The 14,910-nt window shown below is 53.9% G+C and carries 12 protein-coding genes; 7 read left to right on the top strand and 5 right to left on the bottom strand.

What is annotated here, in order from left to right; translation table 11 throughout:
- Positions 1 to 4 precede the first annotated feature (4 nt).
- Together ASD8599_RS06470 and ASD8599_RS06465 are read left to right on the top strand one after the other, a co-directional pair.
- Positions 5 to 406 carry a hypothetical protein gene (locus tag ASD8599_RS06470; protein WP_108827778.1) on the top strand — a complete coding sequence of 134 codons (402 nt, stop codon included), beginning with the start codon at positions 5 to 7 and terminating at the stop codon, positions 404 to 406.
- A gap of 124 nt (positions 407 to 530) precedes the next feature.
- On the top strand, positions 531 to 1,625 hold the full coding sequence (locus ASD8599_RS06465; protein WP_108827777.1) for a PAS domain-containing sensor histidine kinase: 1,095 nt from the start codon (positions 531 to 533) through the stop codon (positions 1,623 to 1,625).
- A gap of 7 nt (positions 1,626 to 1,632) precedes the next feature.
- Here ASD8599_RS06465 and ASD8599_RS06460 read toward each other — a convergent pair whose 3' ends face one another.
- The gene (locus tag ASD8599_RS06460) at positions 1,633 to 2,997 is read right to left on the bottom strand and encodes an MATE family efflux transporter (protein WP_108830040.1); all 1,365 of its coding nucleotides are present in this window, start codon (positions 2,995 to 2,997) and stop codon (positions 1,633 to 1,635) included.
- Positions 2,998 to 3,090: 93 nt separating this feature from the next.
- Between ASD8599_RS06460 and ASD8599_RS06455 the strand changes: the two genes are divergently transcribed.
- A complete protein-coding gene (locus tag ASD8599_RS06455) occupies positions 3,091 to 3,693 on the top strand; it encodes a 2-hydroxychromene-2-carboxylate isomerase (RefSeq protein WP_108827776.1) in 603 nt (200 codons plus the stop codon).
- On the opposite strand, the gene ASD8599_RS06450 is transcribed toward ASD8599_RS06455, so the two are convergent.
- Complete coding sequence (locus tag ASD8599_RS06450; RefSeq protein WP_108827775.1) at positions 3,680 to 5,647, bottom strand: hypothetical protein; 1,968 nt, start codon at positions 5,645 to 5,647, stop codon at positions 3,680 to 3,682. The two genes, ASD8599_RS06455 and ASD8599_RS06450, sit on opposite strands and share 14 nt — an antisense overlap.
- Before the next feature lie 274 nt (positions 5,648 to 5,921).
- Here ASD8599_RS06450 and ASD8599_RS06445 point away from each other — a divergent pair, with 274 nt between their 5' ends.
- The 3 genes from ASD8599_RS06445 (at position 5,922) to ASD8599_RS06435 (ending at position 8,937) form a co-directional block, all read left to right on the top strand.
- Positions 5,922 to 7,220, top strand: a complete 1,299-nt coding sequence (locus tag ASD8599_RS06445; RefSeq protein WP_108827774.1) for an alpha/beta hydrolase family protein — start codon at positions 5,922 to 5,924, stop codon at positions 7,218 to 7,220.
- A gap of 1 nt (position 7,221) precedes the next feature.
- Positions 7,222 to 8,130, top strand: a complete 909-nt coding sequence (locus tag ASD8599_RS06440; RefSeq protein ID WP_108827773.1) for an alpha/beta fold hydrolase — start codon at positions 7,222 to 7,224, stop codon at positions 8,128 to 8,130.
- 153 nt (positions 8,131 to 8,283) lie between these two features.
- On the top strand, positions 8,284 to 8,937 hold the full coding sequence (locus tag ASD8599_RS06435) for an alpha/beta hydrolase family protein (RefSeq protein WP_108827772.1): 654 nt from the start codon (positions 8,284 to 8,286) through the stop codon (positions 8,935 to 8,937).
- A 42-nt stretch (positions 8,938 to 8,979) separates the two neighbouring features.
- Here the strand turns inward: ASD8599_RS06435 and ASD8599_RS06430 are convergent, their stop codons facing one another.
- From ASD8599_RS06430 to ASD8599_RS06420, 3 genes are all read right to left on the bottom strand, one after another.
- Positions 8,980 to 10,455, bottom strand: coding sequence for a class I SAM-dependent methyltransferase (locus tag ASD8599_RS06430; RefSeq protein WP_108827771.1), 1,476 nt, complete (start codon positions 10,453 to 10,455; stop codon positions 8,980 to 8,982).
- Positions 10,456 to 10,468: 13 nt separating this feature from the next.
- On the bottom strand, positions 10,469 to 11,359 hold the full coding sequence (locus tag ASD8599_RS06425) for a radical SAM protein (protein WP_108827770.1): 891 nt from the start codon (positions 11,357 to 11,359) through the stop codon (positions 10,469 to 10,471).
- A 150-nt stretch (positions 11,360 to 11,509) separates the two neighbouring features.
- Entirely contained in the window at positions 11,510 to 13,174 is a 1,665-nt protein-coding gene (locus ASD8599_RS06420; protein ID WP_108827769.1) for a SulP family inorganic anion transporter, read from the bottom strand.
- Positions 13,175 to 13,363: 189 nt separating this feature from the next.
- Between ASD8599_RS06420 and ASD8599_RS06415 the strand changes: the two genes are divergently transcribed.
- A complete protein-coding gene (locus ASD8599_RS06415) occupies positions 13,364 to 14,860 on the top strand; it encodes a hypothetical protein (protein WP_108827768.1) in 1,497 nt (498 codons plus the stop codon).
- The last annotated feature ends 50 nt before the right edge of the window (positions 14,861 to 14,910 follow it).

The following is a 14,910-nucleotide window of genomic DNA, read 5'->3' as shown; positions in this document are numbered from 1 at the left end:
GAGTATGGCAGGAGAATTGCCTGAGTATTATTTTCGCGTGCGTGAAAATGGCGCGATGGTGTTCCGCGTAGACACCGAAAACCGGCAACGGCGTATCGAAATGGATCAGGTCGCTGTGATCAACATTCGCAATGGCGAAATCAAGCCACACGGTGACCGCACCCTCAGTGATACCGACCTTTCCGAGATCAAAGCCTGGATGGAGCAACGGGCCGCAGTCCTTGCGCACCGCGACATCGACGACATTCACCGCGCCGTAGACTATATGAATCTGACGACCCAGTGGGTGCAGTCCAAAGCATCTGATGCGCAATTGGAAGACGTGACTGACGCATTACTATTGGCCATGCACGACTTGCGCAGCACCCTTGTGCGCAAAAAAGCGGACCGCCTGATGAAGGACTAAGACTGTGCAAATGGCGGTCTGGTACAGTGGTTGATACGGTTTCGCGACAATGTGACGTGGTTTAGCGTCCCGTTAAACTCTTTGTGGAAAAAGAGCGGCAGGACGCAACAACCCGGCACGCTTTATGCAAAAAATGACACCTGAACTGTTGGAAACCATCGGGCAACCGGCATTTTTGCTGGAACCTGATCAAGACGGTTTGCCGATCTATACTGGCGTGAATGAAGCGTGGCTAAATGGTGTGAAACGCCCACGCCACCTGACCCTCGGGGAAACTGCAATGACGGTTTTTCCGGGAAGGTTTGGGAAAGTCGCGTTTGAACACCACGTCTCGTGTTTGCAACATGGCGTCCCGCAGGCCTACATTTTGACTCTGCCTTTGGGGTCCGCGTTGCGCAGCGCACAGACCCATTTACGCACAATTCGTAATGCGCAAGGTCGGATCGTTCAAATCGTGGGTGTTTCACAGGACGTAACGGCCCAGACACTTGCGGACGAAGCACAAGCCAACACCGACACCCTCACACATGAACTGGAAGACTTTGTGGCGTTGGCAGCCCATGATCTGCGCACCCCGATGCGCCATGTCACCCTGCTTGCGGATATGTTGCGCGAAAACTTCGAAGACCTTGGGGATGGCAAGCTTGACCTGATCGACAGTCTGGAACAGGTGGCCGGAAAAGCGACCGAACTGATCACAGACTTATTGTCCCATGCACAAACGACGACAAATGTGCGTGCCCCAGAAGCGTTTTCGCTCAATACTATTTGCCGCGATGTGTTTGTGATGCTTGACCCGTTCGACCACCACGATTTCCAATGCGATGAGACATGGATTTTAGCTGATCGGGCCACTCTGCTGATCGCGTTGCGCAACCTGATCGACAATGCGTTCAAACATTGTGGTCGCGATCGCGTTCAGATGCGCATCCGCGCCAAGGCCAAAGACGATACGATCGAGATCATCGTGCAAGATAACGGAAAAGGGTTCAAAGACCCCGCGATGGCTTTCTTGGGCGGGGGCGGACTGCGTACTGACAGCGGATATGGCTTACTCGGGGTGCGCCGCATGATTGAAGCGCGGGGCGGTTTAATTTCTGCATCCCATGCGTTGGACGGCGTCGGCAGTATGATCCGCTTTACCTTGCCCGGCGCCGTTGTTCCGACCTTGCAAAACCCGAAAGTACCACAATCTGTACTGCTAGGGATGCGTCACTGAAACCGGACTACGACACCCGGTTTGGCGTTGCAGATTTCAAACGCCTGTACGACACGGCCCAGAACCGCAGCATCAAAAGCAACGCTGCAACTGCAAGCCCGACAACCAAGCCAGACCAAACGCCGACACCTTCATATCCGAAAACAAAACCCAACAGATAAGAACACGGGATGCCCACCGCCCAGTAGCTGAAGGCCGCAATCACCATCGGGACTGCCGTATCCTGAATGCCACGTAGCAACCCCAACGCAATCACCTGAATTCCATCCATCATCTGGAACAGGGCAGCCATCGCCAACAAGCCAACACCAATGGCCATGATTTCTGCGCGGGCCGGTTCATTTTCTTGCATAAATGCATTGATAAACGGCATCGGTATGCCAACGAAAACCGCGATTGTCAGCAATGCAAACACCAGTGACATCACCGTCACCACATGCCCGCCACGCGCCATATGTTTCCAATCCCGGCGGCCAAAGGCATTGCTGGCGCGAATTGTAGCCACATTGCTTAAACCAAGGTGCATCATAAACGTCAGCGCGACCAGTTGCATCGCGATCCCATGCGCGGCCAAGGGGACGGTTCCCAACCACCCCATCATCAATGTAGATCCCGCGAACAGGCCCGTTTCACTCAGTGACGTCAATCCGATCGGCAGGCCCAACTTAAAGACACGCCCCAGCATGTCCCAATCAGCCCGCCACAAACGCACAAACATCTGGTGATGCGGAAACACCCAGACCGCGTAGATTATGATCCCGATCAACGCCACAATCTGGGTCACCACCGATGCAACAGCAGCACCCACGACGCCCATTTCAGGCGCCCCCCAATTGCCAAAAATCAACGCCCAATTGACGATTGCATTGGCAAAGGCAGAGGCAATCGTGATCACCAACACCACATTCGTCCGTTCCAGCGCTGCAAGGTAGCTTTTGATGGTCATAACCAACAAAGCCGGCACAATACCAAAGCCCGCAATGCGCAAGTACCGCGCCGCGTCCTCGGCGACCCCCGGATCCTGCCCCAGCAAATCCAGCACCGGGCGCGACCAGAACATCAATGGCAAAACCAAAAGCGAATACGCAACAGACAACCACAAGCCCATGCGCGTGGTGCGGCGCAATGCAACCTCATCGCCTTCGGCCTCTTGGCTGGCAACCATCGGCATCACGGCCCATGCAAACCCCGCACCAAACAAAAATAACGTAAAGAAAAAAGTGGATCCCAAAACACCAGCAGCCAAAGCGTCGACCGAATACCACCCCAACATAACCGTATCAGTCACACCAATTGCCATCTGCGCCAGATGCCCGCCAATTAAAGGCAAGCCCAAAACCGTTACGGCCTTGACGTGGCCGGGATATGTCATTGTCTTAGTGTGCATATGCACAGGGATATCTGCGCCAAGCGCAAAGTCCATCCCAAATCGCAGCAGTCAACACAAACACCACTTGGAGGGCAAATGCCAAAGCTGACATTCTGGTACGAACTGGCATCAACTTACTCTTACCTTTCGGCCATGCGCATCGACAAACTGGCTGACGAGTTTGACGTGACGGTGACATGGCGCCCCTTTTTGCTGGGGCCGATTTTCGGGGCGCAAGGCTGGACGACATCACCATTCAACCTGTTTCCAGCCAAAGGCGAGAACATGTGGCGCGACATGGAACGGCAGGCGATCAAATATGGGTTGCCAGACATCAAGCACCCCGATCCGTTTCCTCAAAACACCATGCTGGCTGCCCGCCTTGCCACTTTGGGAGCCACCGAACCTTGGGGGCCCGCCTTCACAAAAGCGATGTATTCCCGCCAGTTTGCCCAAGGCTTCAGCATTGCGACATCCGAAGATGTGGCATCGGTTTTGCAAACACTGAACCTTGATGGTGAGGCTTTGATCACACAGGCGCAAACCGACCAGACCGTCAAAGACACGCTGCGTGCAACAACGCATTCCGCACAGGAATTGGGCTTGTATGGTTCCCCAAGCTTCACAACCGAAGACGGTGAACTGTTCTGGGGCAACGACCGTTTGGAAGACGCTTTGGCATGGGCTAAAGCCCTTTAAACACCCCACGCTGTTCAAAAACGTCCCAGACATTGCGATCCACCCAGTAGCCCGTGTGCCCCTTGGGACGCACGCGGGTGTTGGTGGCGGCGGTGCCATGGCCTTGTACTGTGGTGCCCACGAAGTCATCTGCACGGTAAATATTGTGCCAGTGCTTTAACCATTTTGGGCGCGGACCGTGGAACTGGTAGTCTTCATAGAAATATTGCCCGTAGATGTGGCTAAGCGGCGATCCCATCGTGATCAACGTGGTCTGCGGCAAGTCCAGATGAGACATCGCTTGAAGACCGCGCCGCGCAACAACGGTGCCTTGTGAATGAGACACAACTGTGATGCGGGCCACCTCTGGGCCTTCTTGTTCAAGCAATTTCTCAACCGTGTTGGTAAAACGGCGTTCAATCCGGTCGCGGTAGACATAGCGGCTGGGATTTCCGGGATCGGTCGGGTTTGCCCATTCGGACCGCGTCACGTAGATAATCACGTCCCGCGCCACGCCCAGGACCATGGCCACCACGTCCGAAAAATTGACAATCAAAAGCCCCAAAAGCGCGACAACGGCGATTGCACCGTGCCCGTAGGCTTTCAAGCCTGTGTCGACAACACAAGAGACACGCAGACCAAAGTGCACAAGCGTTTCACAGTCAAACGGGACCGATTGATGCCGCAAATGTTGGGACACAAACGGCAAAACAAACTCTGCCACCGCATAAAAGACCCCGAAGGCCAATATCAAAATGCCCGAAAACAATCCCATATTCAGGCTCGGATTCAAAATCAGCCGCCCGTACCACCGGTCCTGCTGAGACGGGGCGTCAGGGTCCATCGCCAGCACATGTTTAAACTGGCTACGGCGCACAACCACAATAGCCGCCACAAACCCCAACACCAACATCGCCAATACCGAATAGACCAAAGTTTGTGTTAAATCCGCAAAATGCACATCCAAAAACCGGATCAATGCGGCCTTTTCCACAATGTTCTCGGATCGCGCAATCGATGTCGCCACCTGCTTGAACACCCACCAGAACCCAACGGAAAACGTCATCCACAGCAGTAGCATGGCAGCACAAATCGCAAGGTAGATGGACCGCTTCTGCCCGAAGTCCCGCAAAGCACCCCGCACAGACACGACTACCAGCGCGATCAAAAGCCCGACTGCGAACACCCAAACCGACTTCAGGAACAAAGTCACGCTGCTGACATAGCAACTTAGCGCGGGCATATCCCCCAACAAACTGATCAACGGATCAGCGCACCCCGAAACCCCTGCAAAAAGGCTTTCGATCCAGTCCGGAGCCACCAGAAAAACCGTACCAAACAAGGCCGTAAACACAGCAAACCATCCAAAGGACCGCGCAAAACTGCGGGCCAGAAAGCTTTCGGAATGGGCCGCAATCACGCGCCCCAGAATAGCCAATCCTACCCCTAATGAGGTCAGATAAGCAGGTCCACGCCACGGCGCGACATTCAGATCATACACCATAGGATCAACCGCTAAAGCCGCGGCACAAATGAACAAAAACAAGTTTATCGGCGCAATGACCGCATAAAACACCCAAACAAACCAAGGCACCATCCAACGCACAGCTGCGCCGCGCGGAATGCCATTGTTTTCCACATTTTCCAACGCGAGGTACCCCAAACCAAGGACAAGGCGCATCAAATCCAACAGCGTCGCCAGAACGCCCGACGGGGCACGCGACAGATCCGCCCAGTGGGCTTCTGCAAACACCAGTTCGGTATCATCGGTCTGTTGGATGCGGCGCATATGGCAGGGGTACAAATCAAGTTGCCCGTCATCTTCATGTTCTTTGTCTGCCAACATCACTGTTGTGTTGGTCACCGGACCTTTCAGGTCCATCTGCTCACGCGCTGTTCCTGTTAACGCATCCACTGTCGTACCGGGCACCTGTTCACCAATGCCATGCACGCTTAAAACCAAATGCTTGCGCACGGGGTCGCTCCAATCACTTTAATCAAATGCCACATCTCTAGCATAGATTGCGTGGACCGCAGCAAAAATTGCAGCGGCTGCCGACGCCGGGCCTACAGGCGCAAAACCTGTGATGACCCTGCCGTGACCCTAGGGAACGCAAGGTCACTGCTTGATTTAAAACCGCCACATGTCACACTCAGACATGTAACCTTGTGTTTTGTTGCTATTTGCCCCCTCGCACGCAACAGGGGCCTAACGGGCGCCCTGCCCCTGCATACCGGAGAAACAATTTATGAAAACCGCCATTTCACTTGCCGTCGGAACCTGCATGTCACTTGCCACCTTTGCCGCCACAACTGCCAACGCCAACCCAATCGACGTAGTGCGCCCCGACGCACCGGAACTTGCCGTATATGGCGCACGTGTGATCGGCGTACAAACGCTTGAGTTTGTGAACCCGGGCCAAATCGACATTGTAAACACCACAGAAGACAACGCCCCGACCTACGACCGCGCCCTGACCGTAGAAGTCTGGTATCCAGCCGCAGCAGGCACCGAAGCCGGTGGAAGCTACACCGCGATCCTGCGCGACGGGAAAACGGAAGTGCCACTGACAGGCCAAGCTGCCCGTGACGCGGCCCCGGCCAGCGGCGAAACCTATCCGCTGATCATCATTTCGCACGGCTACCCCGGAAACCGCTACCTGATGAGCCATCTTGGCGAAAACCTTGCGTCCAAAGGCTATGTGGTGGCCTCGATTGATCACGCAGACAGCACCTACTCCGATCAAGCGGCCTTCGGATCAACGCTTTTGAACCGCCCCTTGGACCAACGCTTTGTTATCGACCAGATGGAAGCATTGGACGGCCCATTGGGCGCCATCACAGACGCATCGACCACGGGTGTCATCGGCTATTCGATGGGGGGGTACGGCGCACTGATTTATGGCGGCGCAGGTGTGACACAAGCCTCTACGGAATATGTATGGGGCACGCCAAACGGGCTGCTGGAACGGCACCTTGCCGGTTCCGAGACCCACGAAGCATTGGTGGACGACCGCGTCAAAGCCATGATCGCCATCGGGCCATGGGGCAAAAATGCGGGCTTTTGGGATGCACAAGGCATGTCCGGTTTCCGCAAGCCGTTGTTGTTGGTTGCAGGGGGTGTTGATGACGTATCGGTCTACGCTGCCATGCGTACAATTTTTGAGGAAGCGACAGGCACCGACCGCCATTTGCTGACATTCGAACACGCAAACCACAACGCGGCCGCACCGATGCCCGCACCAGCCGCAGCCTATGCTCTGGCTGCCGAAGGCGACAGCGGCCCGTTTGAACACTACGCCGATGCCGTGTGGGACAACACGCGGATGAACAACATCACGCAACACTTTGCCACAGCCTTTATGGATATGCACATCAAAGGGGACACCGACAAAGCGGCCTATTTCGATTTGGTGACCAAAGCAGGCGACGGTGTTGTGGCTGTTGATGATGCAGGAAAAGAAACGGCAGATCATAGCTATTGGAAAGGGTTTGCGCCGCGCACTGCGGCTGGCCTGACCTTTGAAAGCAAAGCAAAAGGCGAATAATATGAAAGGCACCAGCCATTTCGTGCAGCTCAATGGGGAAGAATTCCATGTGCAAACATGGGGGCAAGCCCACCTGCCGAAATTGCTGATGCTGCATGGCTTTCCGGAATATTCGGGAGGCTACGCCGACCTCGCGCCCAAGTTGGCAGGGATGTATCATTGTATTGCCCCGGACCAACGCGGGTACGGGCAAAGCTGGGCTCCGGCAGAGGTCGGGGCCTATACCACGTCGAAATTGGTCGGGGACATGGTGGCGCTGATTGAAAGCGATGTGATTGGCCACGGCCCGATTGCGGTGATGGGGCACGACTGGGGGGCCGCGGTGGCCTATGGGTTGGCTATGTTCCGACCAGATCTGGTGCAACGGCTGATCATTGCAAATGGAGTGCACCCAGTTCCCTTTCAAACGGCGATGGCTGCCGGCGGCGCACAATCCGAAGCGTCCCAATACATCAATTTTCTGCGCTCTGACCAAGCAGAAGAGGTATTGGGGGCAGATGATTGCGCGAAACTTTTGTCTTTGTTTTCTGCAAATATGGACATGGGCTGGCTGCAAGGCGACACCCGGGCCGCATACCTGACGGAATGGCAACGACCTGGGCGTTTGCGCGGAATGATCAACTGGTACAAAGCCTCTCCACTAAAAGTAGCAAATCCCGGGCAACCTTTGGAAAACCTGCCTCAGTTGCCACGCGAAAAACTGATGGTGCACTGCCCGCATTTGTTGATCTGGGGCGAAAACGACACAGCACTGTTGCCAGAAACAACACTGGGGTTGGAAGAGTTTGCGCCGCAATTAACACGCACAAACATCGCAAATGCGGACCATTGGGTGCTGCATCAAAACCCTGAAGCCGTTGCTGACGCAATTCTGGATTGGGTGATTGGACCGGAAACCTACATTCCCTGAAACCAATCTTCTTTTCGCCAAAAATATCCCGGGGGAGTCCGAATGGACGGGGGCAGCGCCCCCCGAAGGCAGACACGCAACAAAGCTTGACGCAAACCCAAAACACCTTCTGAATAGCGGCATTATTGCAAGACCTTTACAAAGGACCTCACAATGCACCGCTATAAAATTTCCGACGCCGTGAATTTGGCAGAAGCATCATATTCTGGCAAACGACACACAAGCCTGACGACAAAAATTAAACGCAGCTTGGACAAAGACGACGTACAGGCGCATCTGATGACCAATGGAATTTTACTTATTCCGGGATCAAATTCCCTAATGGATTACCTGCGCTTCAATCTACGGATCATGAACATTGGTGGCAAACGCTACCGGATGAGCGACGAAACAACGCAAAAAGGCGCCAGCGGAACAGTCTGGCACCAAGGGTTTCTGGCACATGCCAAAGTCATTTACGATTGGATCGAACACCATGACGAAAAGCCGATTTACATCATCGGTCATTCGCTTGGCGCAGCGGCCACGCAGATCCTGTCCAAAAGCTGGGCAGTGCCAGGCATCGGCTTTGCAGCGCCGCGCACCCGACGCAGCCGGGGACGGATCAAAAACGATGGCTTTTGTTTGTGCATCAACCGCAACGACGACACTGTGTGTGATCTGCCCACAAGCTTCAAGCATATGGGCAAAGTACACCGCTGCGCCCCCAAATCGTCAGTGTTCGGGCCAGACCATGCGATGAAACACTACCGCACAGCTGTTGCAGACCAACAAGGCGACAATACGCTGCCAGTTCAATGGCCCTAAACCGGCCATTTTCGGCGGTTGGTGGTGCCCGCTTCTTCCGGACTAATTGGTGGTACCTTTGCGGCTTGTCACATTCACAAACGCATTGAAAATTACAGTGCCGTCATAGTTCCCGATGTCCGTCAGGGGCTGATTTGGGTCTATAGCGACAGCGCCCAATGCAGCCATCAGCGCGTTGTCACCGGACAGGCGGGCCAGAGCATCCTCATGGGCCGGTAACGGTTTAAACTGGGCAAATTGCGGCGGCATCACAGTGTCCAACGTCAGATCATGTTTGCGCAATACGCGCCGCAGTTCTTTTTCTGTAAACAGCCCACCCACACCTTGGTGTTTGATACCGTTCAGCACTGTTGTGCGGGCCACCGACGCATCCAACGCCGCGCGTAGCGCCATCAGATCATCATCCATTTCGCCTGAAAACAACGTCACATGTGCCGCTCCGATCGCACCCTCCGGGCGCGAACGTGTGGCAAGGTCGGTGTGACCGGATTGCGCAAGAATTTCTTCAACCTCAAAACGTCCGTTGTTGGCATTGGGATCATCAAGGATCATACGCAAGAGCATTCCAGCACCGTAGGCTTCCTGTACATGGACCACACCGTCAGCGGCCAACACGCGCTTTAGTTCAGGAAACAAGGCGTCGCGGTCCATGCGAAACAGTGTTTGGCCATCCAGCCAGACGCCGTCAAAACTGTCATCGGCAAATGGTAGCGGCTTCAATGGGTCCAGCTGTGTCGCTTTCGCATCTATTCCGAAACGGGACACCACCGATGTCATAAAGTCGCCTTTGACACGGGAAAAGTCCGCCGCTTCAAAATGTGGATTAGCCTCAGCCAAAAACGGCGATGCCAGCGCATTGCGCAATCCAATTTGCAAGACACGACCAATTTGGAAGAACCTGTGTTTGCTGACCCGGCGCCGGTAAAACATGGTTTTATCTCTGAAAAGACGCACAGTTTTCCCGTTTGGTTTTACAAACTGCATGTCGCTTAAGCCTTCACCGATCTCGTTCAGGTCGCCGCGAAAAACGTCTTCTCGCAGTTTGCCTTCAATCGAGTGGTACAGCTTGCGTGTTTCGGTCTGCGCTTTACGTCGCCAATCGTAATTGTTCACAGCGCGTTTGTTCGATCGTACACAAATGTCACAAAAGGGCACTGCGTCCGTGGTGCCCATTCCGCCACGCATGCGTTGCATAAATGGATGGTTCCACATCTGGTCTTCTTTGTGAAAGTCTTCCGTGGTGGGCCAATCAAAACGCGGCAGGCGGATCGGAAAATCAGAACAAACCTTCGTTCGGTTGTCCCGCAACACAATGTCCAAACGGTTCCATGGGTATGTGCACCGCGGATCTTCGCCACGCGCAATCTGGCGGCCAAATTCTTTGGAAATTTCCCCTGAATGGCGGTACTTCAGATATTTTTCCTGGTTTCGATCTTTGACCGTTGGCCGCGGCGTCTCTTCGGCTTCAGAAGCGGCCGTATCTGTTACAACTTCGGGCTGTTTTTCGTCTGAAGACATGCTGTACCCTCTTTCAAAATGCCGGAAGTGGTTGGGTCAACCGGATGTTGTGAATACGGCATTCCGATTCAAATTCTTCAAATTTTTTCAGCGCGTGCGCCTTGTCATGGGATGCCACATCATCTTTGGTTAAAAGCTCTCGACTTTTGATGGGTTCGGGCACTTTCAATTCAATGATACGGCAGCCCGTAAATCCGATACTTTTCAACAAAGCCGGCAGTTCAGGCAATTCGTCCAAGTTGTGTTTGTTCAGAACGTAACCCGCCTGCAATTCGGGGTGTGCCCGACCTTGCCGCGCTTTTTCTTCCTGAATACGTTCAAGATTGCGCAAAATCCGGTCCCACTTTAATGGCGGCATCAGGAATTCGTATGTCTCTTTTCGTGCAGCGTTCAAGGAAATGATCATCAAATTCAAATTTGATACCAAAACCGGCAGCAGGCGGTCAGACACCAAAGACACATTGGTCGTCAAATGCATGTTGATGTGAGGCGCGTTATCCCGAACGATTTCAAAAATCTCTTCGATTTCGGGATGGATCAAAGGTTCACTTAGTCCGGCGTTGGGAAAGAAAGATCGCACATATTTCAACCATTTGGCACGACGCAGATCGTCTGCTTTGATCATGTTGGCCGTTGATCGTTCCGGCGCATATTGACAAAATGCGCAGCGTGCGTTGCAGACATCGTTCAAGCCGACATGCAGCTGGGTCGGGAAAGATTTCACCTTGGCAATGCCCAAGTATGCTTCCCAAGCCACCAACCTGTTGTTGATCTTTATGTGCTCGGGCGACGGTGGCGCGTCTTCTTCCAGCGCCTGCTCCATAGCCGCCAGGCTTTCTTCGTAGGTCCCGGGTGGCACAGGTTTGTTACCGCGCTGCGCTTTGATGGCCTCAAGGTCGATCATACGTTTCTCTCAAAGTGCAAAATCAATCAGGCGCCAAAAAAGAACCGCCCCATGAATTAACATAGGGCGGTTCTTTTTGCTTTTCCATCCTGAAATAAAGGGCGGTTCAGCATCGCAAACGAAATGTCACTTGTGCCTTTTTCGCGGCCGTCAATGCCCGCCTAAAATACCAGTACGTACTTGGTAGTTTACGGCGATTTCGTAGTCAGGATCATCATCACTGTCGATCATCAAATGCCCTGCTTTGGTCAACAACTGATGGCAATCGCGGCTCAGGTGGCGCAATTGAATGCGTTTGCCGGCAGCCTCGTATTTTCCTGCAACGGCTTCGATCGCTTGCAAGGCAGATTGGTCCACCACGCGACTGTCTGCAAAATCCACGATGATTTCTTTGGGGTCACCTGCAATGTCAAACATTTCAACAAATCCATCAGACGACCCAAAAAACAACGGTCCCTGGATCTGGTACACTTTTGCACCTTCGGGCGTGGTGTATGATTTGGCGTGGATGCGGCGTGCATTGTTCCACGCGTAGGCCAAAGCACTCACAATCACACCGACAACAACGGCTACAGCCAAGTCTTTGTAAACAGTGACCACAGTCACCAGAAGGATAACGAATGCATCCGTCAAAGGGACTTTGCGCAAAATTGTCAAAGAATTCCACGCAAAGGTGCCAATCACCACCATGAACATCACCCCGACCAAGGCCGCCAGCGGGATAAGTTCGATGACAGACGATCCAACCAGAATGAACAGCAACAAGAATACGGCTGCCGCAATGCCCGCAACACGCGTGCGACCACCTGATTTCACGTTAATCATGGATTGGCCGATCATCGCACAGCCCCCCATACCGCCGAAAAAGCCCGTTACGGTGTTTGCAACACCTTGGGCAATACATTCTTGCGATGCACCGCCACGCGAATTTGTCATGTCACCGACCAAATTCAGGGTCAAAAGCGATTCAATCAGTCCAATAGCCGCAAGGATCACAGCATAAGGCAGAATGATATACAGCGTCTCAAGCGTGAACGGCGCAAGAGCTGTCCCATACAGCCCCAACCCTTCCCCAAACGGATTATGAAACGGCGGAAACGTACCTGAAATACCGTCCGGTGTCAGATCGCCAACACGCGGCACATCCATGCCTGTGAAAATAACAATAGCCGCGACAATGCCGATGCCGGCCAACGGGGCGGGTATTAGCTTTGTTATACGTGGCATCACCCAGATGATGGCCATGGTGCAAACAACCAAAGCCAACATCAGATACAAAGGCCCGCCAGACAACCATTCGCCGCCGCCCATACCGTGGCCGGTGTTTTCCATAGTTCCGGGCACTTTGAACTGGCCCAATTGCGCTAGGAAGATCACAATCGCCAAGCCATTGACGAACCCCAACATCACGGGATGTGGCACAAGCCGAATGAACTTACCCCACTGCATTATCCCCGCAAAAATCTGCAAAAGCCCCATCAAAACGACAGTGGCAAACAGATATTCCACACCGTGTTGCGCGACCAAAGCCACCATAACAACAGCCAAGGCGCCGGTCGCGCCTGAAATCATGCCTGGCCTGCCACCAAATAATGCCGTGATCAGCCCAACCAAAAAGGCCGCATAAAGCCCCACCAACGGATGCACACCCGCGACAAAAGCAAATGCCACAGCTTCAGGAACCAGTGCCAAAGCCACAGTTAGCCCCGACAGCAGCTCAATCCGCAGTCGGCTGGGCGTAAACCCTTCCCCTGCGTTCCACCGCAAATCGGTGACGTCCATGTTCTTCGTAAATGCAGCCAAAGTCGCGCGCATACCTAATCCTGTCAGTGCAAGGGGTTTTTCGTTGTTTTGCTGGCCCTAACGGGTTTTACAGCCCTTGTGAACCCTCACACACCGCGCAGCGATACCAAGCGCAGGTAAATAACCCATTTAGACCGGTGGAGTATTCCCAATCCGGCCGATTTTGATAGCATCGCGAAAAGCACTTCCAAGGAGCCATCCATGGCGCATATTCGAACCCTTTCCGCGCTAGAAGACCTTGGGTTAACCCCCGCTGAACAAGCGCTTTTGCAAGCCTGCGAAACCGGATCCGAATGTGCCTTGGACGGCGGCGGCTTACCAGACACAGACATACCGCAGCACGCACGGGAAATCCGGGCAGAAGTCCTGAGGTTCTTGATTATTGGCGGGTGCGAAGCTTGCGCCTTTCATGAGGCAGGCGTGGTTCTGAAAGGCGCTGTGATCACTGGCGAACTGGATCTGAACTATTGCAAAGCGCCAGGTGCGATTGACATCCAAAACTCTGTTTTTGAACAAAAAATCAAAGCTGTAGGGCTGCGGTCGGAACTGATCAATTTTGACGGGTCACACTTGAGCGGCCTTGAAGCGCAGGGGATGGAGATCACCGGAAGCGTACTGATGCGAAGCACCCTCCACACCCGCAGCATTGAACTGAACGGTGCTACGGTCGGTGGGCAACTGTCTTTGCGCAAAGCCGTCCTGAACGTCACATCCAAAAACGCAATCAATGGGCAAAACATCCACGTAGAGGGGCACATGATCCTGCATGGCCTGCAGGCCAATGCAACACTGTATCTGATGAGCGGCGTCATCGGCGGCCAGATCAACTTCCGTGACAGCACCTTTGGGTCCGAGGAAGGCACTGCATTGCAGGGACAAAGCCTGACGGTGCATGATATGATGATCTGGAAGAACGTCACGGTCACAGGTGGCGCGATCCAGTTTCTATCTGCCAAGTTTCAAAGCATCTCGACAGATTTCGAAAACTGGCCCGGTCAGGGTGACTTGAAAATTGACGGTATGGTCTATGATCGCATCAGCGCGTCAAAAACCGGCGCAGACGAATTTCTGGCGTGGTTGGCCAAAGGCAGCAAACACAAAGGCACTTTCCGCCCGCAGCCCTACACACAATTGGCCAAGGTGCTGCACGACATGGGGCATGACACCACCGCCCGCAAGGTTCTGGAAAAACGCGAAGAACTGCTGCGCAAAGATGAACGTCGCAAAATGGGGGTCTGGGCCCCCTTGCACTATGTGTTTGCTGACAAAGCCTTGAAACATTTGATCGGGTACGGTCATCGCCCCTTCAAAAGCCTTTGGGCGCTGGCCTTTTTAATCCTGGCCGCAATCATCCCTGCCCACTTCGCATGGGATGAAGGCAGTATGACGCCCAATTCGCCTGTGATCCTAAATTCACAAGGGTGGGCTGCGCATTTAGACGCCCAGAACCCCGCTGACAGTTGGTCTGCCAAGGAAGCGGCCGGGCAGGATTGGGAAACATTCAACCGTTATGCTTATGGTTTCGATGTGGTCATGCCAATTATCAACTTCGGCCAAACAGACGCATGGGCCCCTTCGACAAACCGCGGATGGTGGGGCCAACAACTTTACTGGTTACGGTGGGTTTTGGCCGTTGCAGGGTGGATCGTGTCCGCCTTGGGCGCCGCAGCCATCACAGGGTTGATCCGGCGCGATTAATCCGCTTTTCAATCCGGTTTCAATCCATACACTCGTGCCAAATCAGGCTT

The organism is Ascidiaceihabitans donghaensis, from assembly GCF_900302465.1.
Classification (GTDB): Bacteria; Pseudomonadota; Alphaproteobacteria; order Rhodobacterales; family Rhodobacteraceae; genus Ascidiaceihabitans; species Ascidiaceihabitans donghaensis.
The sequence above is the reverse complement of the archived record's forward strand: the minus strand, read 5'-3'. Positions and strand labels throughout refer to the sequence as shown.